This is a genomic window from Mesorhizobium sp. WSM4823, assembly GCF_055811195.1.
In genome coordinates this window covers 8,588-34,641 of record NZ_JBVVQL010000016.1, presented here as the reverse complement: position 1 = coordinate 34,641, position 26,054 = coordinate 8,588, and the positions used below count along the sequence as shown (strand labels likewise).

Genomic DNA, 26,054 nt, shown 5'->3' with positions numbered 1-26,054 from the left:
CAACGATCAACGCTTCATCGGCGAGCGGAACACTCATGGCGGGTGGCTAGCTTATCCGATAAGGGTCGCGGATGCTCTCGTGTCCATGCTACCGGGGGCTCGAAGGCTGCAGCGACCGTTCGAACGCAGCATGTCATGCCGCGGCTTCGGAGTTGGCGGCGCAGACCCCGCCGCTTGGGGTTATTCAAACTGCCGCGGCCTTCGGCCGCCGCAACGCTGCTCCAGCCGGCCGACGCTCTCCACCATCACATGGCGTTTGTTCTCGATCCGGATCACGCCTTCAGCTCGCAATCGAGTCAGCTGCCGGCTCACGGTCTCATTCGTCAGTCCAAGGAAATCAGAGATGTCGGCACGAGTCAGCGGCAGATCGAAGGACGCTGAGCTGGCAGTCGGATTAACATTGGAACCGATATTCAGGGCGATCATGAGGAGAAAACTCGCCACCTTTTCCGATGCCGTCTTGCGCCCGAGCGTCACCATCCATTCGCGTGCTGCGTCAAGTTCGTCCAGCGTCTGCTTGAGCAGGCGGCGCTCGAGTTCCGGCGAATCCTTCATCATCCTTTCGAGGGCAGGCTTGGGGAACGAACAAAGGGTGACAACAGTTGCCGCTTCCGCACTGATCTCGCTTTCCACCTTGAAGGGTCGCCCCAGAAAATCCGGTGCAAACTGGAGAGCTACGATCTGCTGGCGCCCGTCCGAAAGGCTCTTCGTCAGCTTCACCACGCCTGAAAGCACATTCGAATAGCTGCCGACAGCCTCGCAGTCGCTGATCAGTTCGACTCCTGGCTCGATCTTGTGCCGCGACGAAGTCTTGGCGAGCCAAGCCAAACGGTCTGGATCGAGCGCGCCGCAAATACCACGACGCCTTCCCTCGCAAGAGCGGCAAAGAAGGGGAATGCCGGAACTGTGAATGTCTTGCCGTAATGTCATGCGCTCGCTCTACCCTCTCCCAAGCACCGACAGGATAGCAATCCAGGGTAGAAAAATCCTTGCGGCAGTTTGTCCGAGCTGCACTTGATCGAAATCAGGGCGTTGGCCGGCCAACCAGTCAACAGTTCCAGCTATGCAAACATGGTGACCACGACATGCAGTCGAAAGTAGCTGCCTGGATTGTCGAAAACGTCCCTCGCTACACCAGCTATCCGACGGCACCGCATTTCCATGAGGGCGTCGATGCTGCGGCTTATCGTGGCTGGCTGGAGGCGCTCGGCGGGGACGATGAGATATCGCTCTACGTGCACATCCCATATTGCGACAAACTTTGCTGGTTCTGTGCGTGCCACACAAAGCAGACACGCCACTACGAACCGGTTACTACCTATCTGCGGTCATTGCATGCTGAGATCGCCACCGTCGCCAGTCTTGTCGCAGGCAAGGGCCGCGTGCGTGCTATCCATTTCGGCGGCGGTTCGCCGACGATGCTCAAACCCGAAGATATGGTGGCGTTGGCAACCGTCCTGCGCAACAGCTTCACATTTCTTCCCGGCGCCAAGATCAGCGTCGAAATCGAACCCAACGATATGGACGAAGCCCGCCTCGACGCGCTTGCCGAAATCGGCATGACGAGGGCGAGCCTCGGCGTCCAGGATTTCGATCCGAAGGTGCAAAAGGCCATTAATCGCGAGCAGACCTTCTTGCAGACCAAAACAGTTGTCGACGGCGTTCGGTCCCGCGGCGTCGAATCGGTCAACCTGGACCTGCTCTACGGCTTGCCGCACCAGACCAGGGAGAGAGTCCTGTCTACAGTCATGCAGGCGCTGACGCTGCAGCCGGACCGGATCGCCCTTTTTGGCTACGCCCATGTGCCATGGTTCAAGAAACATCAGACCATGATCGACGAGGCCTGGTTGCCAGGCCCGGAGGAGCGGCTTGCCCAATCGCAACTGGCAGCACGCGCCATCCTCGACCAAGCATACGAAGCAATCGGGCTCGACCATTTCGCCAAACCGAACGATGCGCTGGCCCTGGCGGCGCGCGCCGGGACCCTGCGTCGCAACTTTCAGGGCTATACCGAGGATCGCTGCGAAACTTTAATCGGCCTCGGCCCCTCGTCCATCAGCCAATTCAAGCAAGGCTACGTCCAGAACATGCCTTCAACCGGCGAATATGGCCGCATGGTGGATCAGGGTGGGTTGGCTTCGGTCCGCGGAATTGTTTTTTCCAACGACGACCGCGCTCGCGGCTGGATCATCGAGCGGCTGATGTGCGATTTCGGCTTCTCGGCAGTCGAATTGGTGGAACGCTTCGGCAAAGCCGGCCAGAAGCTCCTTCTCCGGTCGAGTACCGTGGCCCTCGACAACCCCGTCCGATTGCTTGAACTCGATGGCGACCGTTTCGTCGTGCCGGTGGAAAGTCGTCCCTTTGTCAGGAGCGTCGCTGCGAAGTTCGACAAATATCTCGAAAGCGGAAAGGCTAGGCACTCGGTGGCAATTTGAGCCAGAGTGCGTCGCAGACCGGGCAGGGTCCATCATCGGTGACCTTTCGCCACGCCACGATGTTGTCAGCGCACCCCTCTCGTTGAAGAATCAATGACAAGCACGCAGGCATACGAATCGGATCGGAAAAACCTAAGCTGACGCGCTGCATCCACGCTGCCTCCACACGACGCTGCCGCCTTAATGGTTGTCTTCCCGGTCGAGATCGGCCGCCGCATGATGGCGATGGACCATCGCTTGGCTACAGCTCGGCCTCCTATGGATGGACGCCGAGCGGGCGGTGCGCCACCATTGCACTTGACCAACTCTCTGCTGCGGTCATTTGGAATCTGAAGCTGGCTGAGACCGCGACTTGCCCGGGACGCTGGCCGTCGCCATACCTTCTTTTCTGGCCTTGGCAAACGCTCGGTCGCCTTCCAGAAATCCCGCCAGCATGAAAGGGATGAGTTCCGCCACCGTTTCAGACTCGCCGTAGGTCTGACGATAGAGCGCAGCATACGCATTGAGTTCTTGGCTCAACTCCGCGCTCACGGTGATGGTGATCTTCAAAGGCGTTCGATCTGGAAGCTTACCAAGTTTCAAGTTGGCCATAATCACTCCCGTTCAACTTTGTACGGCCGCAGCAAAAGGTCCTTGTGCACGATGACGCGCAGCGGCCAGCCTGGTCGGATAGTGATGGTGGGCTGAACATTGAGATTCTTCTCAGTTATGCGCTGGCCGGCTCGACTGACATTCTGCTGGGCGGATTCGCGGATCGCCTTGACCAGATCGCTTTCATTGTCTCCGAGGCTCAATTCGGTGCCCACGCCAAGCAAGGTCGCAAGCGCAACCCCCTTGATCAGCTGCCAGGTGTGGAAATCCACCTTGTCCTCAAGCCCTGCATATCCGGCGCTGTCTGTTGCCGGCAGATTGTCGATTTCGATCGAGGAACCGTCCGGCAGGATTATTCGCTGCCAGACCAGCAATGCGCGCCTTTGCCCAAACGCCACCACGCTGTCATAGGTGCCGATCAGCCGTGAACCTTGTGGAATGAGCAAGATGCTGCCCGTGACTGTGTCTTGGACATTCTCTGTGACCTGCGCGACGACAAGGCCGGGTAGGTCGGAATTGATGCCGGTGATCAGGCTTGCCGCGATCACGCTGCCAGCCATCAGCTGGTAGGGCGAAGCAGACGTCTGCAGCGCATGCGGATTGTAGATCCCGCTTGTGCTCCGCTGTCTGACAAAATCCAGCTTGCGCTGTTGGTTGTTCTGATCGCCTTCGGCTGGAGCGACGGTAGCCGATGCGCCTGTCGCTCCCGGTTGCGGAACCGCTTCAGGCCGCTGCTGTACACTCTCCCCGCCGCCGGCGAGATCTGTCGGTCTCGGTCGATTGTCGATTCGGAACAACACTTGCGACTCGCGCGCTTCGATCGCCTGCTGGGCAAGGCGTTGATCCTCGGCGGAGACCTCCTGTCCCGGCGCGATGCCGAGTTGGCGCTGCCGCTCGAGGATGGGGCGGCCGAGATCACCGGGTAGCGGCGGTCCAAGCACCGGGGCCTTAGACTTGACGCCGGAATAATCCCCGGGCAGCCCGTCGAGTCCCTCGGCGGTGGGCTTGTGGTCAAGATGGTAGAGGTCTTCCGCATGCCCTTTGAATCGCAATGCCGGTCCCTGAAGCGCAATCATCATGACGCCCAAAATGGCGCCGCATCCGGCGGCAGCGATCGCGACAATCACACCTCGCCTGAAGCGCACAGCCGCGCGGGGTGAGGCGCGCAGCTGGAGCTGGTCGGGATCAAGTTTCGGCGGCGCATTGGAGTGGGACGTATCGGTCATGAGCCTTGTCCCCTCACCTGCCAAAACCGGCAAAGAGTGGCATCCGACGCGGCAATTGCCGACCGTCAATCCTTGTGATGCGCACGACCTGCTGCGGCTTGGCGCCGAGGCGCAGTTCGGCCGCGGCGAACAGGCGATCGACGATGTAGTAGTTGCCGCGCATGCGGTAGTTGACCAGCTGATTGCCGCCGTCAGCACCGACGATGAAGAGCGGCGGCGCCTCGCCCTGATCGATGCGGCGCGGGAATTCGATATAGACCTTGCTGCCGTCGTCAAAGGCCCGTGTCGGTCTCCAGGGCGGTGTGTCGCCGGCTATTGAATAGCGGAATCGGATATTTTCGAGCGCAACATTCGACGCGACCGGCGTAGCAGCCTCGGCCTGAACGTTTCGCCGCCGCAGCGCAAGGATCTGGTCTTCGCTGTAAGTCCAAGAGATGGCCGCCATTGCGGTCTTCTCCGTGCTTTGGAGCTGCAAGTGATAAGTGCGTCGATCCGTGGTGATCACCAGATTTGTGGTAAGCTCGGGCGCAAACGGCTTCACCAAAACATGGGTGCGCTGACTGTCACCGGTGCCACTGACGGTATCGCCTATGACCCACCGGACCGTGTCCCCGGCGGACACGGCTGTCAGCTTCTCGCCCGGCTGCAGAGCGATATCGGTGACGCGCTCCGGCGCGGCAAAGAGCTGATAAAGCGCACCGTCGGTGAAGGGATAGATCTGGACCGCGTTGACATAGCCATACCTGGTTGGCTGCCGGGTTGCGGCCTTGGTGGCATCGGCAACGCGTTCTTCAGGTGAGCGCTTGTCTTCGGCGACCTTGACCGGGTCAGGCTGCAACTGGCCGGGCAGCGGTAGCGGCTTTGGCACCTCGACGATCTTGACCGGTTGCTCCGGCGGCTTCTCGATCGACGCTGCTTTGAAGTCGGCAGCGTCATAGGAAATCTCGGGCGCTGGCACCGGCTTGGATGCGCAGGCCGACAGCACCGTGGCTGAGGCCGACAGGATCAGCGCGGCACGGAGCGATGGGGCTCTATTTGTCATTGGCGGGCTCCTTGGGGGAAACGGATGACGGCGCGGCGCTGTCGAGCTCGCGCGACCAATCGATGGCGTTGATGAAGACGCCGAGCGGATTCTTGCGCAGTTGGTCCGTATTGCTTGGCGGCCGGATCATGACCGTGAGGATCGCCGTCCAGCGGGTCGTGCTGGCAAGGCTGCCGCGCTCAAATACCTGCTCGGTCCATTTGACCTGGAACGAGCTGTCGGAAGCCCGCACCACGCTGGTCACTTGGACGGACACGCTGCGCGTGCCGATCTGACCGAAAGGGTCGTTCGCCTTGGCATATTCATTGAGAAAGTGCGCGGCGCGGTCGGTGGCAAAGTCGTAGGCCGCCAACCAGTTCTGCCGCACCAACACCGGATCGGTGGAAACGGAACGGATATTCTGGATGAAGCGGCCAAGATGCCATGCGATCTGGGCATCCGTTGGCTGGTAGTCCTGGATTGCCGGGGCTACGGCGCGCGCCTCGCCGAAGCGGTCGACCTCGACGACGTATGGCACAACCCGGCTCTGCATGGACTGCCAAATGAGCCCGCCCGAGAGCCCGGTTGCCAACGCCAGGCAGCCAAGAGCCATCAGCCGCCAATTGCGGGCCTGCACCCGCGATGAGCCGATGCGCTCATCCCACATGTGGCCCGCCCTCTGGTACGGTGTAGTGGGCTCGGGTGTCTTGCCGTAGCGTTGAACAGATCGCCTGAAGAGCATCTAGTCGTCCTTGTCGTTGAGAGAGGGATTGGCGCTACCGCCCGGTCTGTCACCATCACGCACGGCCTGTATGGCGGCGTGGCGGTGGGCTCGCGCAGACTGCTGGGAACGCAGGCGCCTGGCCCAGCCAGGGGCCGCATCGGCGGTCGAACCCACAGCACTTTCAGTCATCGACGCGAAAGACGACCCACCGGTCGCGGTCCATGCGGCTTGGCGCCCGGCATCGGCGCTGCGCCCGAAGGTTCCCGCCGCAGATCGTGCCGCTCGCATCGCGGCGCCACTGGCGGCACCTGCCACGCCCTGCATCCCAGCAGCCACACCGGACAGGCCGGAGTCAGGCGAGGTTGCACGCCCCAACTGCCATGCTGAGGAAGCTGCCGAGCCGATGGTCGTGCCGGCTCGAATTGCGGCAAGCCCGCCATCAGCTGCCACGCGCCCGCCAGCGACCGCGGCACCTCCGGCAACGAGTGATGCACCGGCCGCGGCCGCGGCCGTACCCAGTGCGGCGCCCGCGCCAAGCTGCGGGGCGCCGGAGACGAGACCGGATGCTATTCCGGGTCCGAAAATGCCTAGCCCAAGAAGCGCCAGCGCGCCCAATACCTGCGACATGGCGGCGGCCAAATCCGGCTCCTTGCCTTGCAGCGCGGAAGCGAACTCACCGAACAGTGTGGACCCGATGCCGACGATGACCGCAAGCACCATCACCTTGATGCCCGACGAGATCACGTTGCCGAGCACACGCTCGGCCAGGAACGCCGACCGGTTCCAGAGTGCGAAGGGCACCAGAACGAATCCGGCGAGAGTGGTGAGCTTGAACTCCAGAATGGTGATGAAGAGCTGGATGGAAAGAATGAAGAAGGCGATGATGACCAGGAACCAGGCCACGAGCAGCACGAAAATGGTGAGCGCGTTGCCGAAGATTTCAGGAAAGCCAAGAAGCTGGCTCGCCTGATCGAGCAGCGGCCAGGCGCCCTCAAAGCCTGTGGCGGCAATACGTCCGGGCCGCAGGAGATTGTCGGGGGAAAGATTGTCGGCAGAAGCGTGGATGCCCAGCCCGGCAAAAGAGCGGTATATAATGTCGGCGAGGTTCTTGAAATTGTTCAGGATGAAAGCGAAGACGCCGACATAGAGCACCTTGCGAATAAGGCGGGCGAGAATGTTGGGCTCGCCGGCGAATGCCCAAGCGAGCCCGGCTAACGTTATGTCGATGCCGATCAGCGTCGTGGTGAGGAAGGCGACATCGCCCGACAGCAGACCGAACCCGCTGTCGATATAGCGGATGAAAGTCTCCATGAAGCGATCGATGACCCCGAGGTCGTTCATTCCGCCTTCCCCCTCGTGAAAGAACTGGTGATCAGTTGGCGGGATAGGCCGTGCCGGTGCCGAGGAATCGCTTTGTCGTCTGGCGGGCGGCTTCTTCAGACTGCGCCTTGCGAGCCGCGTCCTCCGCCTCAGCGCGAAACTGCGTCGCGAGCAGCGTCTGGATCTGCATCTGCTGCTTGGTTGACAGCGCGATCAGTTGGTTGGTGGCCTGGCTTGCCTCAAGCGCACCGGCAGCACCCTGGCTGCGGTTGACGAGATCAGCAAGCAGGTCGCGATCGCCGCGGACGTTCTCGAGGATCTGCGACTGGACACCCATCGTCTGCCGGAACGCCTGCATGGCGCTCTGCCAGCGCTCGCGCGCTGCGGTTGCCACATCGCTGACCTTGATCGTAGCGTCGTAGCTTTCGGGATATTGATTGCGCCACTGGTCCTGCAGCTTGCCCAGATCAAAACTCAGGCCACTCGCCTGGTCCATGAGGCCGTCGATCCGCTGCAGCGAACCGGTGAGCTGGCCCACCGAAGAAAAATCCAGCCTCTGAAGGTTGCGCGCCATGTTCTGCAGCATGGTCGCCTGGTTCTGGAGCGACTGGATCTGGTTGTTGATCTGCTCCAGCGAGCGCGCCGCCGTCAGCACATTCTGGGTATAGTTCGACGGATCGAAGACAATGAGCGCATAGGCTGGCTGGACATAGTCGGCCAACGGTATGGCGATCAGGGAAAGGGTGATCAGGCCGGAAAGGAAACGGCGCCGCATCATGACGATTGCTCCATGTCTGGTTGAGGGAATTGGCGAAGAAGCTCGGCGGCCCACTCGTGACCGCGGGCATTTAGGAAGTGGGAGGCAAAGCCGTCCTGGCCGTGCTCCGACAGGATCCTGTCGATCAGGGTCTGGCTGGCGGGATCGGAGGCACCGCATAGCGCAAGCGCGATGGCGCCCAAGCCCAGGTCGAACAGACGATTGCCGCGGCGCGATTGCAGATAGTAGTGCCGCTTCGGCGTGGCGCGCGCGACCAGTTCGATCTGCCGCTCGTTCAGGCCGAAACGCTCGTAGGCTTCCCGTGCCTGCGGTTCTACGGCACGATCATTGGGAAGAAAAATGCGCTGCGGGCAGCTCTCGATGATAGCCGGTGCGATTGCAGAGCCAGCGATGTCGGCCAGTGACTGCGTGGCGAAAATGACGGAGACGTTCTTCTTGCGCAGTACCTTCAGCCATTCGCGTAGGCGGGCGGCAAAGAGCGGATTGTCGAGATAGAGCCAAGCCTCGTCGAGCATGAGCAAGGTCGGTCGCCCATCGAACCGCACTTCGAGGCGATGGAAAAGATAGGTGAGCACCGGCAGAACAGCGCCTTGGCTGTGCATCAGCTCTTCGGTCTCGAAGCACTGCACATCCGACAAGGCCAGCCGATCGTCATCCGCGTCGAGCAACCGGCCGAAGGGGCCGTCGAGCGTGTAAGGCATCAATGCGGACTTCAGCGCGTTGGATTGAAGCAAGAGCGACAGGCCGGTGAGTGTGCGTTCCTGTGCCGGCGCGGTTGCAAGACTGGTGAGCGCCGACCAGATTGCCTCCTTCGCCTCTGGGGTGACGGTGACGTTCTCATGAGCGATGAGTCCGGCGATCCATTCGGCCGCCCAGCTGCGGATGGCCGGATCGTCAACCTTGCGCAGCGGCTGGAAGGCAAGCGCACCGTGCGCACGCAGCGCGTGGTGCTCTCCACCCATGGCAAGAATTGCGGCGCGGGCTGAATTGCCTTTGTCGAAGACATAGACCTGCGCGCCGGCATAGCGTCGGAACTGCAGCGCGAAGAGGGCAACGAGAACCGACTTGCCGGCACCAGTCGGTCCCACGATCAGCATGTGGCCGACATCGTCGACGTGGGTGGAGAGCCGGAACGGTGTCGACCCGCTGGTTGAGGCGAAGAGAAGCGGCGGGGCCTCTGCCTGGATTGCCTTGGCGAGATGCTCGTTCGCCGCCGGGCCGGCCCACGCCGAGGAAAGCGGCATCAAGTGGGCGAGGTTCAATGTGTGAACGAGCGGCTGGCGCACATTCGCGTAAACATGGCCGGGCAACGAGCCGAGCCAGGCCTCGACCGCATTCACGCCTTCACGGATCGTGGCGAAGCCGAGGCCATTGACGACGCGCTCGACCGCGCGAAGTTTGGCCGCGGCGGCTTGATGGTCCTCGTCCCATACCGTGACCGTCGTCGTCAGATAGCCAAACCCGACATGATCGCCGCCTAACGCCTGGAGTGCGGCGTCGGCATCGAGCGCCTTGTTTTCGGCGTCGCTGTCGACGAGCGGGACAGGTTCACTGGTCACCACCTCGCGCAGGATGGCCGCGATCGATTTGCGCTTGGCAAACCACTGCCGCCGCAACCGTGTCAGCGTCTTGGCGGCCTCCGTCTTGTCGAGCGGAATGAAGCGTGTCATCCAGCGATAGGCGAAATCCTGGTGGTTGAGCGCGTCGAGAATTCCGGGCCGTGTGACATTCGGAAAACCGAGAATGGTGAGCGTGCGCAGATGTTGGTCGCCAAGCATCGGCTCCAATCCGCCAGTAAGCGGCGCATCGACCAGGATGCCGTCGAGATAGATCGGCGTTTCCGGCACGGCGACGGGATGGCGGCTGGTCGAGATCGTGCCGTGGAGGTAAGTCAGCGTCTCGGCATCATCCAGTGCGCGTATTTCGGGCATCAAGCCCGACAGGAGATCCTGCACGCGGCCGGCCTCGTCCCGGAACCGCGCCAGTTCCTGGCGCCACTCTCTCTCGCCTTGTGAATGATGCGAGTCGACGAGAGCGCTTTGCGCCCGCGCCTGGCTATCCGGCGGCGGCATGAACGCCAGCGTCAGGTGGTAGCGGCTCTCGTAGTGCGCGACCTTGCCTTGAAAGGCCGCGCGCCGTTCTTCGTCGACCAACCATGACGCAGCGTCGGGGAAGCGCGAGTCTGGATAGCCCAGCGCCTCGATGCGCTCGGCCTCGAAGAACAATGCCCAGCCAGAGCCGAGGCGTCTGAGCGCATTGTTGGCTCGCGCGCAGATGCCGATGAGTTCGGCTTCTGTTGCACTCTCGAGATCAGGGCCGCGGAATGCAAATGTGCGCTGGAAGCTGCCGTCCTTGTTGAGCACGATGCCTGGTGCTATCAGTGCGGCCCAAGGCAGATGATCGGCAAGCCGGTCGGCCTTGCCCCGATATTCCGAAAGATTCAGCATGCAAGCCACCCCCTCAGGCGAAGGTGTCGGACGAGCACGCCGGCGAAGTCCGGGTCGCGGCCGGCCGCGAAGACAGCCACAGTGTGCCCGCAGATCCACAGCACCAGTCCGGCAATCCACTGCTGCAAGCCAAGCCCGATGGCCGCGGCAACGGTGCCATTGAGGATCGCCACCGCTCGCGGCGCGCCGCCGAGCAGGATCGGTTCGGTCAGTGCCCGGTGAACCGGAACCTCGAAGCCTTCTATGTGCTCTCCGGCCAGCATCAGACGAGTGCCCCGCCGCCAAAGGAGAAGAAGGAGAGGAAGAAGCTCGATGCGGCAAAGGCGATCGACAGACCGAAGACAATCTGGATGAGCCGACGGAACCCACCTGCCGTGTCGCCAAAGGCGAGTGTCAGGCCGGTGGTGATGATGATGATGACCGCGATGATCTTGGCGACCGGACCCTGCACCGATTCCAAGATTTGCTGCAGCGGCTGCTCCCAAGGCATGCCGGAGCCGGCGGCGTATGCCGGAAACGTGAGAAGAAAAGCGAGCGTGGTGGCCCAGAGAAAGCGAAGCTTCTTGCGCATGAAGTGACCTTTCAGAGTTGCTGGAGTTGCGGAAGCGTGAGCTGGGTGACGGCGTAGTCGCCACTGCCGTCGAGGCCAGTGACCTCGGCGATCGCCTCGATGCGGCGCGAGGATCCGCGGCCAGCGATGAAGACGATCAGATCTATCGCCTCGGCGATGAGCCGGCGGGGAACGGCGACCACGGCTTCCTGTGCGAGCTGCTCGATGCGGTAGAGGGCAGACCGCGCCGAGTTGGCATGAACCGTGGCAATGCCGCCTGGATGACCGGTGTTCCACGCCTTCAGCATGTCGAGCGCTTCGGCGCCTCTGATCTCGCCGACGATGATGCGATCGGGTCTGAGGCGCAGTGTCGAACGCACGAGATCGGCGAGCGTGACCGAACCCCGCCTCGTCCTCAGGGCAACGCAGTCTTTTGCTGCGCATTGAAGTTCGCGCGTATCCTCGATCAGGATCACCCGCTCGTCGCAGTCGGCGACGACGGCCAGCAGCGCATTGGCAAGGGTTGTCTTGCCCGAGGACGTGCCGCCTGCGATCAGGATGTTGCGCCGTTCGCGGACGGCTCCCTTCAACGCATCGGCCTGCAGCGGCAGCATGACGCGGTCGGCGACATAATCGGCCAGGGTGTAGAGTTTTGCGGCAGGCTTACGAATAGCAAAGCACGGCGCCAACACCACGGGTGGCAGCAGGCCTTCGAATCGCTCGCCCGACGGCAGTTCGGCGCTGACGATCGGCTTATCCGCATGCGCTTCGGCGCGCACATGGGAAGCGACGAGGCGGACGATCCGCTCCGCCTCGGCAGGATGGATGTGCACGCCTGTGTCGACCAGGCCTTCTCCGAGCCGATCGAGCCGCAGTGCTCCGTCGGGATTGACCATCACCTCGATGATCAATGGATCGGAGAGCGCTTGGGTGATCGCCGGACCCATGGCGGTGCGCAGCATCGCGCTGCGGCGGTGGTCGGCTTCCGGATGAGAGTTCACCCTTCCCCTCCCACGTCATTGTCTTTGCCAAGCGATCGATTTCCGGACGCGATCTGCCGACCCACCTGCTCGACAAATTTGTCGAAGCGCTCCTGGCCAATGGCCTGCGTTGCCCTGTCCGGGACCGGCGTGTGGGCGTGAAGCGTGATCGAAAAGCGAATGAAGAGCGCCAGGCTCTCCAGCATCATCTCGAGGTCGCGCCTGACATAAGCGAGGTCGCGAGAAAGACGGTCGAGTCGTACCCCGTAGCGTTTGTCGAGCTCATTCTCGCCACGGCGCTCGATGAAGGCTTCTACCGCCTTCGCGACAATCGCCGATTTGGTGGTCGAAGGATCACGACTGAGTTTGTCCAGCTTCTCGCTCAGCTCAAACTCAAGCAGAAACTGGTGACGAATGCGGCGGGGCTTCATGTGGCTTGTTCCAGCTGCCAGCGCCGGCGCGCCGGCGACGGGAACAAGCATCCGCCAGATGCCCACGAAAGCTTATCGCCGTTATCTACGCCGAAGTACGCCGTCAGGAAGCGGCGTTCAGAAACCGGGCACGATGTCTTTGTCGTCGCCCCTTCCCTCGTTGATGCCATAGGCGCGGGCAGCAGTCGAAATCCGATCCATGACACGCTTGTCGGCGACCGGCTCGCTATCATCGTCAACAGACTTGAAGAGATCGCGCTGGTCAGCTTCTTGAGAAAGCACGACTTGATCTTCTGGCAGAGCTGGATGTCGCTGCTGCTGGACGCCGCCCTCGTCCCCGATCGCGGCGTCGGCAATCTCGTCGCCTGCAGCCAGACGGCTGTCAACGCCGCGGACCTGTCCAGTCCAATCGTCCAGGCGCGTAGCGGGACAGTCGGCGTAAGTGCCGTCCCGCAGCACCGGGGACGGTAGCACGCGTTCCGTGAAATTCCGATCCTGGTAGTAGCGCAGCTTTTGCGCGCGCAATGGCGGCAGCCCTGAAATCAGCACCAGCTCGTCGTTCTGGGGCAGCTGCATCACCTCGCCAGGAGTCAGCAGCGGTCGGGCCGTTTCCTGGCGGCTGACCATGACGTGCGACAGCCAGGGGGCCAGACGATGGCCGGCATAGTTGCGCATGGATCTCAGTTCCGTCGCCGTGCCGAGCGCGTCCGAGATGCGCTTGGCCGTGCGGTCGTCATTTGAGGAAAAGGCAATGCGCACATGGCAGTTGTCGAGAATGGCACTGTTCTCGCCATAGGCTTTGGATATCTGGTTCAAGGATTGCGCGATCAAGTAAGCGCGAATGCCGTAGCCGGCCATGAAGGCGAGCGCGGTCTCGAAGAAATCTAGCCGACCGAGCGCCGGGAATTCGTCGAGCATCATGAGCAGCCGATGTTTGCGACCCTTCTTAGGGTCGCCCTCAAGGCGCTCCGTCAGGCGTCTGCCGATCTGGTTCAGGATCAGTCGTACCAAGGGCTTGGTGCGCGAGATGTCCGACGGCGGCACGACCAGATAGAGCGACATCGGTCGCTCGGCATCCATGAGATCGACAAGGCGCCAGTCGCAGCCCGATGTTGCCGACGCAACCGTCGGGTCGCGATAGAGCCCAAGAAACGACATGGCGGTCGATAAAACACCCGAACGCTCGTTTTCCGATTTGTTCAGCACCTCGCGTGCCGCCGAGGCCACGACCGGATGGACCTCAGGCTTGTCAGGCGTGCCCAGGTGGTTGGTGGTCATCATCCGCTGCAGCGTCGCGGAAAAGGAACGTTTCGGGTCCGACAGGAAAGTGGCGACGCGGGCAAGCGTCTTTTCCTCTTCGGCATAGAGAACGTGCAAAACGGCGCCGACGAGGAGGGAATGACTTGTCTTCTCCCAGTGGTTCCGGCGATCCAGCGCACCTTCCGGATCTACCAGGATGTCGGCGATGTTCTGGACGTCGCGGACCTCTTGCGGACCCTTTCGCACCTCAAGCAACGGGTTATAGCGCGCCGACCTCGGATCTGTCGGATTGAAGAGAAGACAATAGGAGAATTTCGACCGCCAGCCGGAGGTCAATTGCCAATTCTCGCCCTTGATATCGTGAATGACGGCCGACCCGGTCCAGGACAGAAGCGTTGGAACAACCAGTCCGACGCCCTTGCCTGATCGTGTTGGGGCAAAGGCCATGACGTGCTCGGGTCCGTCATGTCGCAGATAGCGATCCTTCAGCTTGCCGAGGAAAACGCCGGCCGGTCGAAACAGCCCTGCCCTCTCGATCTCCTGAGTCGTTGCCCACCTCGACGAGCCATAGGTCGTCACCGTTCCGAGCTGTCGCGCGCGCCAGAGCGAGCCGCCGATGGCTGCGGCACAGCCCACGAACCCACTGGCGCCGGCGAGCGCACCGGCCTTATCGAAGACCTCGGGCGCATAGGCGTCGAAATGGTACCACCATCCGAACAGTTTCCACGGCTTGTAGATCGGCCAGCCAGCCACGACAAACCACGGCGTGCCGAGTGGCGGCTGATGACCCAGCATGTGGGCGCACCACTGCGTGGCCGCCCACACGCCGAGCATGACGATTGCGAATACGACGGCGATCTGCCCAATCAGCAACTTCGTGGGCGTCATTGGCTTGCTCCGCTGTTCTGAACGTCGGGGGCAAGCATCGCGCAGCGCGATGTGAACTGAAATGCACACTACGCACGACCAGGTGCGATGGGGAATGGGCCGGATCGCTCACAGAGCAGCCTTTTACGTGCCTGGAGCCCGCGCCGCAGACTGGGTCACCGGCCATGGCCGCCCTCGGCGATCGCGACCTATTCTGTGTTTTTGCTTCGTCTTATCAAAACGCAGGCATGCGTTCAGCGCGAGATACGATCCACAGGCAGCTGAACGGATCGGCATCTCCTCGACATCCAACTGGCCGATGACGCGCTTTGCTCCGGCGTGTTTCGTATGGACGGGCCGTCACAAATCATTCGACGGTAACCGATTTTGCGAGATTGCGCGGTTGGTCGACATCTTTGCCCATGAAGACAGCCGTGTCGTAGGCAAGAAGCTGTATCGGCAAGGCAAAGATCATTGGCGCGATAATCTCGTCGACGGTCGGCAGGACAATCGTGTGCATCGTTTTGAGTTTCGAAGCAGCGGCCCCCTTCTCATCAGTGATGAGGATAATCCGTCCTCCCCTGGCGGCCGCTTCCTCCATGTTGGAGACGGTCTTGTCGAAAAAGCGATCATGTGGCGCGATGACGATCACTGGCATGTTTTCGTCGACCAATGCGAGCGGACCATGCTTCAATTCACCAGCCGCATATCCCTCGGCATGGATGTAGGAAATCTCCTTGAGCTTCAGCGCACCTTCCATGGCCAGTGGGAAACTGGTGCCGCGGCCGAGATACAGGACGTCATGGCACTTTGACAGTTCGCGCGCCAGGAGCTCGACATCTGGCTTGATGCTGTTCAGGATCAGGCGCATCAGACGAGGCATTTCGGCAAGGCTCGCGACGAGCGCCTTCGCCTCAGCTTCGGTTACCGTTCCACGGGTCCTGGCAGCACCAATGGCGAGTGTGGCAAGAACCACAAGCTGGCAGGTGAAAGCCTTGGTGGAGGCGACGCCGATCTCCGGCCCGGCAAGGATTGGGAAGACCGCGTCGGCCTCCCGCGCGATGGTCGACTCCCGGCTGTTGACGACAGCGCCGGTCTTCAGCCCGCGCCCCTTGCAGTATCTCAGAGATGCGAGCGTGTCGGCGGTTTCACCGGACTGCGAAATGAAAAGAGCCGCCGAGTGCGGCGACAATGGGATCTCCCGGTAGCGGAATTCGGACGCGACGTCGATTTCGACCGGCAGGCGCGCATAGCGCTCGAACCAGTATTTTGCGATCAGTCCAGCCAGATAGGCTGTGCCGCAAGCCGAGATCGCCAGGCTCGGGATGCTGGCAAAATCTATGCAAGAAGCCGTATCGATGGGATTTCCTTCGGAGTTGATGTGATGAGCGAGCGCACGGGCGACAACCTCGGGCTGCTCATGAATTTCCTTCTCCATGAAATGGCGATAGTTGCCCTTATCGGCCAGGTATGCCCCGGCAAGGGAAGTCTGGCGCGGACGCTCGACGGGATGGCCATCGAAATTGAAGATATCGGCGCCTGTCTTGCTGATAACGGCCCAGTCGCCATCGACGAGATAGGTGATTGCATTTGTGAAGGGCGCAAGCGCGATGGCGTCGGAGCCCAGGAACATCTCGCCGTCGCCGTGACCGATTGCCAATGGGGGTCCGTTGCGCGCCGCCATGATGGTCGATGGATCATCCTCAAAGAGAACGGCAAGGGCGTAGGCACCGCTGACGCGCTTCAGCATGGCGTGCATTGCCTCGCCCCGCCCCATGCCCTCCCGGCGGTATCTTGCCAAGAGATGAACGACGACTTCGGTGTCGGTATCGGTCTGGAACTCGGCGCCCGCCGCCGCCAGTTCGTCCTTCAACTCGGCGAAATTCTCGATGATGCCGTTGTGAACCACGGCCACACCCTCCGCAATGTGCGGGTGCGCGTTGCGCTCAGTGGGTGCCCCATGGGTTGCCCAACGTGTGTGTGCGATGCCGATGAAGCCACTCAGCGGCTCTTCCTTCAATCTTCTCTCGAGATTGACAAGCTTGCCCTTGGCGCGCCGGCAGTTCAACGAGCCCTCGCAAAGGGTGGCGACGCCGGCTGAGTCATAGCCGCGATATTCGAGCCGCTTCAATGCGTCAACCAACCGCTCCGACACTGGCTGATGTCCAACGATGCCAACAATCCCGCACATGATCGTCTCCGAATTCTTCCCGGTAGCCTCAGTCGGCGCGAAGGAAACCCGCCGCCGCTCAGCCCCTAGTGGAAATCGGCGAAAGAGGTAAAATCGATCGTTGGGATAGCTGCCATCCAACCAGCGGATGGTCGGGAAACGTGTTTGACGACCCGGCGAGAGGACCTTTGACCTCGGCTAAACAGGTCTCCTGACCTCAGCTTCACCCGTCTCAGAGAGAGAGAAAGCCGTCAAATTCGCCACCAACTGTCGCGATTTGCGGCTTTCGACCGAGCCGGCCGCGCAAATCGCCCGTGCAAGCTGTCCCAGGATGGTCCGGTGGCCGACTTAGTCGCGGAGTTGCCTGCGCTGCCGCCGCAACCGGGCTGTGTCGATCTTAAACAAAGCGGAATGCCAGGCTCTGCCGATGGCCCTAAGAATTATTTGCAATGCTAGTTTCCTCTGCTGCCCAGCGCATTCCCGTCTTCCGCGTTGGTCGATTAATCGTGCATCAAAGATCGATGGCGATGCGAATCGGGGGCTATCAGCCCCAATTTTGGCTGCCTATGCAAGCGGGCGGACGCGTCGTGCCACCTTATGCCTCATGGCATGTGGAGCGCATCCACAGCAGATAGCGGCCGGAAGGAGCTCCATCCCTTTGCTTTTCGTCGTGGCTGGTTCAGCAAATCTGCTCGACCCCACGGCAGCTTGCGATCAGGCGCCGAGGGGAGTGCAATCGGCGGCGAACGCACTGTTGATGAGGAGGCAGACCCCGCCAGAGCCGGTGGCACTCGGCTCCCGGAGCACCTTCTCGAAAGCCGGGCCAGTCGAAGTGAAACCGCGCCTGCGCACGGCTGCCATGAAAGTCACGAAACGCTGGGTCCACTCCTTTGCCGACCGATGTTCCAAGAGATACCCTCGCGCTGCACCAGGCCGGAAACCTCTTTGCCGACATGCCGCTCGAGCACCGGCCGCCAAGGGACGAGCACGAACTCGCGCGATTTCTCGATAACGGCATATTTGCCGCTGGCGAGCTCAACTGAGCGGCGGAGCGTGCCCTCTACCCGGTCTCCGGGTTGCGTTTCAGCATAAGATAGACCGAGCTCTTCCGAGAGCTGACCGGCAACACGGTTCAGCTCCCGCTGGCGGAGGATCGCGATCATGTTGGCGCGATAGACGATCCGATCCTGCTCCTCATGGGCAAGGCCTTGCGCAATCAGCCACTGCTGTCGGCGGCTCCGCGCCTCCTGGGCTTCACGGCCGAAGCCCGAATTGCGCAACCTCTCTGATCCATCGAAGACCAGCTGGCTGTCGAGCCAGGTGGCGCCGTCAAAACCAACCTGCCGCTGCAGAGGCATGGAAGAGAGCTTGTCGACCGTCACAGGTCGGGTCCTCGCCTGCTGGCGCTCGTAGGCGGTGACACGATGGAGATGATCCGGCGCGATGATCCAGGTGCCGTCGGGCTCGCGCTCCACGCCGCCGGTAGCGCGCCGGATCGCCTCCAGCCGACGGACATGCGTTTCGGCGAAGCGGTCGTTGGAGGTCGGATCGTGCTTCAGGTGAATGTCGATGTTGTAGTGGCCGTCATGGGCAGCCGCGATTTCGGCCACCGTGCGGTCAACGAGCCTTGGTTCTGTGTTCCTCGGCGAGACACGCACGATGCAGCCGTCGGGCGTCGGCTCTGTCGCCTCGCCTTTGCCGATGTCGATGTATCGGGTCTTGCCGTCAACACCGTCGAGGATCAGGTAATGCCGGTCGGTGAGCTCGTCGGCCAGCCCGCGCGCGACAACACGGCCGACGACAGGATCGACCAGCTCGCCGGATCGATCATGGATCACCCAGTCGGCGGCACTGCGGGAAATCCCCCTGCCCGCCAGCTCGCGATGCATGGTCTTGATGATGTCGCCGCGTTCGCCGATGCGGCGCAGCGTCGCTTCTAGCCCGTCATCGAGGCGCCAGCGGCCCGAGTTGATCTCTTCGGCCAGATGCATCCGCTCGAGCTTGCGCAGGCGCCCCTGCTCCAAGGTTTGCCGAAACGCGTCGCGGCTATCGGGGGAAACGAGCCCACTGTCGTCACGCCGTTGCAGCAGGCGGCGGTCGATGCTGGTGAACCGTTCCTGCTCCATTTCCTGACGCAGGCGGTGCTCGATCTCGTGGTCGGTGCGCGGACCGAGATCGAGGCTGACCAGCTCGGCGGCGCGCTCGCGGATGCCGCTCGAGATGTATTCGCGCGCTATGACAAGATTCTCGCCGCGATCGTCCTTGCCACGAACGATGATATGGGTGTGCGGATGGCCGGTGTTGAAATGATCCACGGCAACCCAGTCGAGCTTCGTGCCGAGATCCTCCTCGATCTGTGCCATGAGCCGCCGCGTCAGTGGCTTGAGGTCGTCAAATTCGATGCCGTCCTCGGGTGCGACGATGAAGCGGAATTGGTGGCGATCGCCATCGGCACGATCGAGGAAGTCCTTGCCGGCGACGCGGTCGCTTTCCGCGCCATAGAGCTCGCCAGGCGCGCCGTCCCGGGTGACGCCGTCCCGCTGGATGTAGCGCAGATGCGCACGCGCCCCGTCCGCGCTCTTGCCGGAAAGCTTGACGACACGCGCCTTGATGACGACCCGGCGCTGGCGGAAGGCTGCATGGCGATCGCGTGACTTCAGCAGCGCGGCCGTCGCCCCGCCGCGGCCCGTCCGGCTCCCCACGAAGCGGCCACCACGCTGGGGCCGGCCACCGGCTCGGTTGATCGCCGCCCGGACCTGGCTGGCAAAGCGTTTGCCTGCCTTCGAGCCACGGGAGCCTATCTTCCCGAGCTTGGGTCTGAACTCGTCATCGTGCATGCTTAGCCTCCGCGTTTTACAGAGTCGAATTAGCCATTTGCGCTCCGAAGCTCTCCTGGCGCTGGAGGCTGCCTCCGGCAAAAAAGATGTGCAGACAAACACTTCGCCGCCTCATGGAGGCGGTGCCTTTATCTTGCCTTACGCGCCCTGCCCCTTCGGACGCGTCCGGCCCGCCCTTGGCTAGCGGTCCGGCTGCTTGACCGGTGCGACGTCCTTCCCCAGCGGCACGAAGAGATCGCCGTTTCGCGCGCCGGCGCGAACACCATTTTGCAGGAAAAACAGCGAGCGCCCCGAGGGCGCATTTTGCCTGCCTCGAGCGACAGATTGGCCGTTGGATTTCTTCATGTCGGTGGCCGAAACACCGGCTGCCGCGAGTTGCTTGAGGTAGCCGACGGTCTCTTTCGGCAGCGGCTTGCCGCGCTTCAGATGCGCCTCGTAGCGCTCGGGGCCGGCGTTGTAAGCGGCAAACAGGCCGGGGAACCCGAAGCGATCATACATGGCGCGGAGATAGGCCGTGCCGGCCAGGATGTTGTCGCGCGGATCGTGCGGATTTGGGCCGAGACCATGGGCCACGCGCATCTCCTCATACGTTTCCGGCATCAGCTGCATGAGACCCATGGCGCCGGCGCGCGAGGTGATTGGGCGGCCGCCGAGCATGGTCCTGCCACTGCTTTCGGCATCGATCACCGCGTAAATCCAGGCCTGGGGAATACGGAAACGCTTGCTTGCCTCCGTAACGAAGTGCTGCCACTTTCCAAGCTGCGGACTTTGGGAGATGGCGACCGGCTCAGCGCCGGTCGAGGCGGAACAGGCGCATGGCGCGACAGCGATCATGCCAAGCATCAGGAGGGTCACTCGGTCCATAGCGGCACGAGCCTCCCGATGACATTCGCGGCCGGCACCGGCCCGAAATAGCGGCTGTCGAAAGAGCGCGGCGCCTCGCCGTTCAGCACGAAGAATTCATCGCCGGCGAGCGCGCGGCAGCCGCTCCACCAGGGCAGCGGACGGCCTTGGGGGTCGGTTGCGAGCCGACGCGCGACGATCTTGCCGCCGATGATGATCGCCTCGTTGAAGGCGCAGACACGTTCGTGCGGCAGCGCGGCAATGTGCTTTACAAGGGGAACGCGGTGCGGGAGATAGCCGCGTTCGGCAGCGAGGCCGGCGATGGCTTGGGGTGCGTCGGCGAGCACCAGGTCGCCGCGTGCGGGCGCTCCCGCCACGACGCGATAGAGGCCGACCGGCGCGCTCGCCGAGGCGTTCCAGATCAGCCAGGGCGATGGGTTTGCAAGGGGGTCAAAGGCAATCAGGCCCACGGCAATCGCGGTCGCGGCGATCGCCTTTGTCGCGCGTACGCGACGCAGGCGGCTGCCGGTCAGATGGATGGAGGGACGCCGGCTCATGGGCGGCCTCCATCGCCGGAACCGGTTACCTTCTGGCCTTTCGACCACTCGTCGAGCTCGTCGATGTGGTAGCGCACATAACGGCCATGCTTGCGGAATTTCGGGCCGCCGCCGTTGAGCCGCATCTTTTCCAGCGTGCGCTGGGAGAGCCCTATGTAGAAGGCGGCTTGGGCTGTGTTGAGAAACGGACTGCCCTTCTTGGCGCGGGCGGCGCGTTCGTTTTCGTCATCCATAATTGTCCTCGTGTCGCTTAAGGAGAAGCGACGGCGAGGATGGGCGAACGAGGTCGCCCCGGGGACGGGCGAAGAGTGGGGGGCGAGTTTTCGCCGCTCCGGTGGGAAGAGCCCCGCGCCGGCTGCGGCGCGGGGCTCGGGTCGGCCCGATCAGTCGGCCGGGTTCCAAATGATGGCGTAGGTGTCGTCATCGTCCTGGCCGGCGGCGCGGCCCAGATTGGCGTATAGCTTGCGGGGTCCGAACTCGGGCGCTGCAATCGACAGGCTCACATAATCCTTGCCGGACGTCTCGCCGGTGCGGATCCAGCCGGCGCCAACTTCGACCCCTTGCGTCAGCACCCGGTAGTCGGGATGGTTGTCGGCGCTCTTGGCCTGGTTGGGGACGATGTCGATGTCGGCGCGGACGCTGAGCGTCTTGAGCTGGCCCTTGTAGGCGCCGTTTTCCTGCTTGTTGACGTAACCGATCGCGGTCATTTCGAAGTCTCCTTTTGCTGTCGCCGGGGACCATCCCCTGCGATGGCTGACCGTGATGGACGCGTCCGGAGCGCCTGAACCCGACAGGGCCGCAGCGCCAGCGGAGGACCCGAGCCGACGGCTTTTTTGAAGCGGAGCGGCGCGAGGAAGCCGCCGCAGGCGGCGGGGAAAAAAGCTGCTGGCGAGGGTTTCGGGCGGCCGGACCCGTCCATAGGTCAACAAGCCAGCCGCAGGGGATGGTCCTGGCAGGGAGCATGGAGATCGTGGCAAGCGCGGTCGCTGCAGCCAGGCAGGAGAGCCGGGATTTGCGGGACTGCGGGCTGATGCCGTGGCATGCCGACAAGAGATCGTGCCTACGGGTCGGGCGCCAGAACAGGCATCCGACGGTCTGATCGATGCGCGGGATCAAGGCGGCTTGCCGGTCTGGATTGTGCCGCGGGGACGCGGGGGCCAAAGGTCTCGAACATGCGGCCAGTGCGCCGGGTACGATGCCGGGCGGCGGCCATTCTGGAAGCCGCCGCCCAGCGTGACGCCTATTGGCAGCCGAACAGGGACCGCACCCGCGCCCATTGATCGGCGGTGCGCAAGCCGCCTCGCTGCGTGTAGCTTTCGACCGGGAATTTCATCCAGCGCGGCAGCCAGCTTCCCACCTTGTCGCGGCCGTTCTCGCCGGAAAGAAAGTCGCGGATGATCGTCTTTTGCGTCTTCACCTTCTCGGCGACATTGCCGTCCGCGACATGCTTGCCGCCGAGTTCGGCTAGCATGGAATTGGCAATTTCCTTGTCGCGCAACAGCTCGAAGAAGGCGTCGTCCGGTTGCCAGCAAGCGGCGAGGTCGACATTCAGATGATTGCCGAGGGCCTCGACGACGGCGCTGCCGGCTTCAAGCGTCTCGGCCATGACGGTGCCAAGGAGGCGCAGGACATCGTCGTCGGACAGCGTCAGCAGATGCGCAAACAGGGTTGCCGTGCCGATGTCGCCGCCATTGCCGCCAGCGATTGTGCCATCCTCGTCGGATCGTCCAAGCAGCGCCAGGACCGCACGCCGCTTATTCGCGAAGGCGGCCTCGGCCTTGCAGGCTGCGAGGCTCGCAGCCACGATCTGGTTGGCGGCGCGCTGCGGCTCGGTGCGCACCTGCCACAGGCTTGAGCCGGCAATCGCATGCGCCACCATCAGGCGAAGTGCTGCTGCCGGATGGTCGAGGAGCGCCAAGCGCACGGCGGCATGACGGTGCAGATCGACATAGTTCTGCATCGGTCCGGTGAGTTCGGGCCGCGACGGTTTGTCCGGGGTCCCGGCCTCTGCGGCCTCGCCAGTGGCGCGGGCGCGGCGGGCTTCCTTGCGCGATAGCCAGCCCTCGTGACACCCGACCTCGCCGCGATGCGAGACTGACATGAAGACCTTGCCGCCCTTCTTCTTCGGCGTCTTTTCGTAGTCCCATGCGTGGAAATGCTGACCCGGCTCGAGCACGATCACGTCGCTCCATCCGGCCTCACGATAGGCATCGCGTCTGGCGGCGATGGCCTCGTTCTGCTTGAGCCAGAACAGGTCGGCGTCGGCAAAATAGCTGTCCTCGCCGAACAGATCGGAGACGATCAGGCCGGGATAATCCTCGATGGCAAACAGCGCCACCTTGGTCGAGATCGACTGGCCGCCGAACAGCCATTGCTTCAATTGCCAGCCGCGCGGCGCGCGGCTGTCGGGGTCTGCAAAGAGCGCGAGCCAGTCCTTCTGCTGCGCCTTCGAGGCCATGGTGAGATGGCGCACCGTCTCGGCGTCGATTTCCTCGCGGCGATAGGCTTCGCGGATCTTGGGCAGAAGCTCGCCGAGCGCCAGAATGCGCTTCACCTGATGCTCGGTGAGGCCGAAAGTGGCCGCGATATCGGCAATGGTGCGACCTTCCCTGATGAGGCGGGTAAAGGTTTCCCATTGCGAGACCTCGTCGGGAGCGAGGCGGGCGATGTTTTCGATCAGGGAGGCTTCGAGCGCGTCGGCGTCGTCGCCATCCTCCATGATGGCGCATGGCAGCGGCTCGGCCTCGCCGCGTTCGTCGGCGACGGTCTTGGCGGCGAAATAGCGTCGCCGTCCGGCGACGATCTCGAACGTTTCGGGCGAGCCGTTGGGCCGCACCAGTAGCGGAACGAGGACGCCGCGCGCACGCACCGACGGCAGGATGTCGGAGATGTCGGGCGCGCGTTTGGAATGTCGCATGTTGGCGGCGGCGACGCTCAATTGGTCGATGGAAACGTGGGCAAGCTGCATGGTCTTTCTCCTTTGCTGTGGCCTGAAAGTGCCTGACCGCGAGGCCGCAGGCCGAGCGGCGCGACGGTTTTGCGCCGGATGGCGCTATTGTTCCGCCCGGTCGGGCGGAAGCTCGGGAAGGGAAAGCGAGAGGGCGGCGGCGGCCTGCCGCAAGAGCCGTTCGGCCTCGGTGATGTGGCCGCATAGGCGAGCGGCTTCGGCATAGACAGAGAGCGGAAACCGTGCCTTGAAGTACAGGTCGCGCTCGATGCCCAGGCCAAGCGGTCCCTTGACGGCTTGGAGCTCGGCAAGGCTGACGCTGCCGAGTTCGGGGAAGCCGAAACCGAGATCACAAAGGCCGAAGAGTGTATCGCCGTCGGCGTCGAGCTCGCTCAGAAGCCAGGTGGCGGAGCCGACCGGATTGAACAGTTTCACGACCGGAACATGGTCGGTTTCGGGCTCGGCAGCGCCATTGGCGAGCAGAAGAAGGCGCAGTTCGTCGGTGATCAGGATCATTGCGGCGTTCCTTCAAAACGGTTGGTGCTGATCAGAGCGGCTGAGACAAACCCGCCGATATCGAGCGGCTTGTGCGCGGCGCGCATCGCGCGCCATCAGAAGCGCAAGCCTGTCGGCATGGCGATCGGGCGGCGCGCTCATGCGGCGATCTCGGCATGCGCCTCGCCTTCGACGTCGGCATTAAAGCCGAGCAGGAGATCGGCGGCTTTCGAGGCATGGCTGGCGGCGCGGAAGATGGCGCGATTGTCCTCGCGCAGGACCGTCAGCCATGAGCCGATATAATCGACATGGCGCACGGTCGGCTCGAGGCCGATAGTGCTGCAGACGAAGGCTGCGCAGATTTCAGCGACCAGTTCCTCGCGCGCATAGGCCTTGCAGCCGAACGAGCCGGAGAGGTCGCGCGCAAGGCGCGTCGGGTGACCGGTCCAGTGGCCAAGCTCGTGAAAGCAGGTGCGGTAATAGTTGACCTGCTGAAAGAAGGCCGGTTGCGGCGGCACCTGAATGAAGTCGCTGCCCGGCATGTAGAAAGCGCGATCGCCGCCGATGCGGACATCCGCGCCGGTTGCGCGAATGAGCGCCTCGGCCTGCGGGATGATCTGGCGCTGCGGCAGCGGATCGGCGGCGGCATGGAGATGTTCGGGCAGGTTTTCGCACTGCGCGACATTGAAGACGGTGAAGCGCTTCAGGTAAGGCACCGCCTGCGGTTCGTCGCCATCGACCTTGGCGCGTTGCTTTTCGTTTTTCGGAACAAAGCGGTCGGCGTGAACGATGGTCGTGCCGCGCTCGCCTTTCCTGACATTGCCGCCAAGGGCAAGCGCCTGCCGGAAGGTCAGCCAGTTCTGGCTGGCATAGCTGCGCTCGATGACCGCGCCCCAGAGGATCAGGATATTGATGCCGGAATAGCGGCGCTCGGTGGCCGCATTCCTGGGCAGGCCGAGGCCTGCCTTTGCGCTTCCCCAGGGCTTGACCCATGGCACGATGCCGCGCTCGAGCTCGGCAATGATGCGGTCCGTGATCTCTTGATAAAGGTTGGCGCCTGCGCGCCCGCCCCTGCTTGCGCCAGCCTTTCGGCTGCCGGAACGCTTGTTGTTTGAACGCATGCCCTGGTCCTCCGCTCGCCAAATCGCGCCCTCCCCCGGAAGCGGGGTGGGCGGCGAAAACGACCGGAAAGGCCCGCCGTGAAAGGCGGACCGCATCCGAAGGACCGGAACGGAGAGGAGGACCCGAAGCGCAGCGAAGGGTTGCGGGACGCCGCGGCGGGCCTAGAAGGGAGAGCCGCCCACCGCGCGCCACCGGGGAAGGCCACCATGAAAACCACGCCGGCCAATCGGCCGGCGGCCGTCAGCAGCCGAAAGGCTGCCCGAACCAGGGGGCGAAGCCGGATGGCCGAGACCGCCCGAGCCTGCCGAGGAAAAAGCGGGCTCGGTGCACGAGCACCCGGGGGGGGGGGGGGGGGGGGGGGGGGGGGGGGGGGGGGGGGGGGGGGGCCCCCGGGGGGGGGGGGGGGGCGGGGGGGGGGGGGGGGGGGGGGGGGGGCGGGGGGGGGGGGCCGCG

At 63.1% G+C, this 26,054-nt stretch carries 23 protein-coding genes; 1 reads left to right on the top strand and 22 read right to left on the bottom strand.

All coding sequences use genetic code 11. The features are described 5' to 3' along the window. Positions 1–180: 180 nt before the first annotated feature. Complete coding sequence (locus tag AC0L26_RS27815) at positions 181–930, bottom strand: Crp/Fnr family transcriptional regulator (RefSeq protein ID WP_473635448.1); 750 nt, start codon at positions 928–930, stop codon at positions 181–183. 155 nt (positions 931–1,085) lie between these two features. On the opposite strand from AC0L26_RS27815, the gene hemN reads away from it, so the two are divergent. Continuing rightward, the gene (hemN, locus tag AC0L26_RS27810; RefSeq protein ID WP_473564478.1) at positions 1,086–2,435 is read left to right on the top strand and encodes an oxygen-independent coproporphyrinogen III oxidase; all 1,350 of its coding nucleotides are present in this window, start codon (positions 1,086–1,088) and stop codon (positions 2,433–2,435) included. A 318-nt stretch (positions 2,436–2,753) separates the two neighbouring features. Here hemN and AC0L26_RS27805 read toward each other — a convergent pair whose 3' ends face one another. From AC0L26_RS27805 to AC0L26_RS27705, 21 genes are all read right to left on the bottom strand, one after another. Next, a complete protein-coding gene (locus AC0L26_RS27805) occupies positions 2,754–3,026 on the bottom strand; it encodes a DUF2274 domain-containing protein (RefSeq protein WP_063171452.1) in 273 nt (90 codons plus the stop codon). A gap of 2 nt (positions 3,027–3,028) precedes the next feature. After that, positions 3,029–4,252 carry a TraB/TrbI/VirB10 family type IV secretion system protein gene (locus AC0L26_RS27800; protein ID WP_473635492.1) on the bottom strand — a complete coding sequence of 408 codons (1,224 nt, stop codon included), beginning with the start codon at positions 4,250–4,252 and terminating at the stop codon, positions 3,029–3,031. Positions 4,253–4,265: 13 nt separating this feature from the next. Beyond that, entirely contained in the window at positions 4,266–5,294 is a 1,029-nt protein-coding gene (gene trbG / locus AC0L26_RS27795) for a P-type conjugative transfer protein TrbG (protein ID WP_473635447.1), read from the bottom strand. Further along, a complete protein-coding gene (trbF, locus tag AC0L26_RS27790) occupies positions 5,284–6,015 on the bottom strand; it encodes a conjugal transfer protein TrbF (protein WP_473635446.1) in 732 nt (243 codons plus the stop codon). The genes trbG and trbF overlap by 11 nt, the downstream gene beginning before the upstream one ends. Then, the gene (trbL, locus tag AC0L26_RS27785) at positions 6,016–7,338 is read right to left on the bottom strand and encodes a P-type conjugative transfer protein TrbL (protein WP_473635445.1); all 1,323 of its coding nucleotides are present in this window, start codon (positions 7,336–7,338) and stop codon (positions 6,016–6,018) included. 31 nt (positions 7,339–7,369) lie between these two features. Next, a complete protein-coding gene (gene trbJ, locus AC0L26_RS27780) occupies positions 7,370–8,095 on the bottom strand; it encodes a P-type conjugative transfer protein TrbJ (protein ID WP_473635444.1) in 726 nt (241 codons plus the stop codon). Beyond that, positions 8,092–10,542 carry a conjugal transfer protein TrbE gene (gene trbE, locus AC0L26_RS27775; RefSeq protein WP_473635443.1) on the bottom strand — a complete coding sequence of 817 codons (2,451 nt, stop codon included), beginning with the start codon at positions 10,540–10,542 and terminating at the stop codon, positions 8,092–8,094. Before trbE ends, trbJ begins: the two co-directional genes overlap by 4 nt. Continuing rightward, positions 10,536–10,805 carry a VirB3 family type IV secretion system protein gene (locus tag AC0L26_RS27770; RefSeq protein ID WP_473635442.1) on the bottom strand — a complete coding sequence of 90 codons (270 nt, stop codon included), beginning with the start codon at positions 10,803–10,805 and terminating at the stop codon, positions 10,536–10,538. The genes trbE and AC0L26_RS27770 overlap by 7 nt, the downstream gene beginning before the upstream one ends. Beyond that, positions 10,805–11,113: a TrbC/VirB2 family type IV secretion system protein gene (locus AC0L26_RS27765; RefSeq protein ID WP_064993433.1), complete on the bottom strand. Its 309-nt coding sequence runs from the start codon at positions 11,111–11,113 to the stop codon at positions 10,805–10,807. The genes AC0L26_RS27770 and AC0L26_RS27765 overlap by 1 nt, the downstream gene beginning before the upstream one ends. An 11-nt stretch (positions 11,114–11,124) precedes the next feature. After that, positions 11,125–12,093 (bottom strand): P-type conjugative transfer ATPase TrbB, encoded by a 969-nt coding sequence (gene trbB / locus AC0L26_RS27760; protein ID WP_473635441.1) that lies wholly within the window; start codon positions 12,091–12,093, stop codon positions 11,125–11,127. Beyond that, the gene (locus tag AC0L26_RS27755; RefSeq protein ID WP_473635491.1) at positions 12,090–12,503 is read right to left on the bottom strand and encodes a CopG family transcriptional regulator; all 414 of its coding nucleotides are present in this window, start codon (positions 12,501–12,503) and stop codon (positions 12,090–12,092) included. The genes trbB and AC0L26_RS27755 overlap by 4 nt, the downstream gene beginning before the upstream one ends. A 117-nt stretch (positions 12,504–12,620) precedes the next feature. Beyond that, positions 12,621–14,651 (bottom strand): conjugal transfer protein TraG, encoded by a 2,031-nt coding sequence (locus AC0L26_RS27750; RefSeq protein WP_473635440.1) that lies wholly within the window; start codon positions 14,649–14,651, stop codon positions 12,621–12,623. A gap of 346 nt (positions 14,652–14,997) precedes the next feature. After that, the gene (gene glmS, locus AC0L26_RS27745) at positions 14,998–16,821 is read right to left on the bottom strand and encodes a glutamine--fructose-6-phosphate transaminase (isomerizing) (RefSeq protein WP_473635439.1); all 1,824 of its coding nucleotides are present in this window, start codon (positions 16,819–16,821) and stop codon (positions 14,998–15,000) included. A gap of 845 nt (positions 16,822–17,666) precedes the next feature. After that, positions 17,667–19,637 carry a relaxase/mobilization nuclease RlxS gene (rlxS, locus tag AC0L26_RS27740; RefSeq protein ID WP_473635438.1) on the bottom strand — a complete coding sequence of 657 codons (1,971 nt, stop codon included), beginning with the start codon at positions 19,635–19,637 and terminating at the stop codon, positions 17,667–17,669. A 180-nt stretch (positions 19,638–19,817) separates the two neighbouring features. Then, complete coding sequence (locus tag AC0L26_RS27735) at positions 19,818–20,501, bottom strand: lytic transglycosylase domain-containing protein (protein WP_473635437.1); 684 nt, start codon at positions 20,499–20,501, stop codon at positions 19,818–19,820. Further along, the gene (locus AC0L26_RS27730) at positions 20,489–21,037 is read right to left on the bottom strand and encodes a S26 family signal peptidase (RefSeq protein WP_473635436.1); all 549 of its coding nucleotides are present in this window, start codon (positions 21,035–21,037) and stop codon (positions 20,489–20,491) included. Before AC0L26_RS27730 ends, AC0L26_RS27735 begins: the two co-directional genes overlap by 13 nt. Then, positions 21,034–21,270 carry a helix-turn-helix transcriptional regulator gene (locus tag AC0L26_RS27725; protein ID WP_404926521.1) on the bottom strand — a complete coding sequence of 79 codons (237 nt, stop codon included), beginning with the start codon at positions 21,268–21,270 and terminating at the stop codon, positions 21,034–21,036. The genes AC0L26_RS27730 and AC0L26_RS27725 overlap by 4 nt, the downstream gene beginning before the upstream one ends. Positions 21,271–21,420: 150 nt before the next feature. Further along, complete coding sequence (locus tag AC0L26_RS27720; RefSeq protein ID WP_473603675.1) at positions 21,421–21,744, bottom strand: DUF736 domain-containing protein; 324 nt, start codon at positions 21,742–21,744, stop codon at positions 21,421–21,423. A 533-nt stretch (positions 21,745–22,277) separates the two neighbouring features. Continuing rightward, the gene (locus AC0L26_RS27715) at positions 22,278–24,005 is read right to left on the bottom strand and encodes a ParB/RepB/Spo0J family partition protein (RefSeq protein ID WP_473635435.1); all 1,728 of its coding nucleotides are present in this window, start codon (positions 24,003–24,005) and stop codon (positions 22,278–22,280) included. 84 nt (positions 24,006–24,089) lie between these two features. Then, positions 24,090–24,500, bottom strand: coding sequence for a DUF2958 domain-containing protein (locus tag AC0L26_RS27710; RefSeq protein WP_473635434.1), 411 nt, complete (start codon positions 24,498–24,500; stop codon positions 24,090–24,092). A 137-nt stretch (positions 24,501–24,637) separates the two neighbouring features. Next, entirely contained in the window at positions 24,638–25,600 is a 963-nt protein-coding gene (locus tag AC0L26_RS27705) for an ArdC family protein (RefSeq protein ID WP_473635433.1), read from the bottom strand. Positions 25,601–26,054 lie beyond the last annotated feature (454 nt).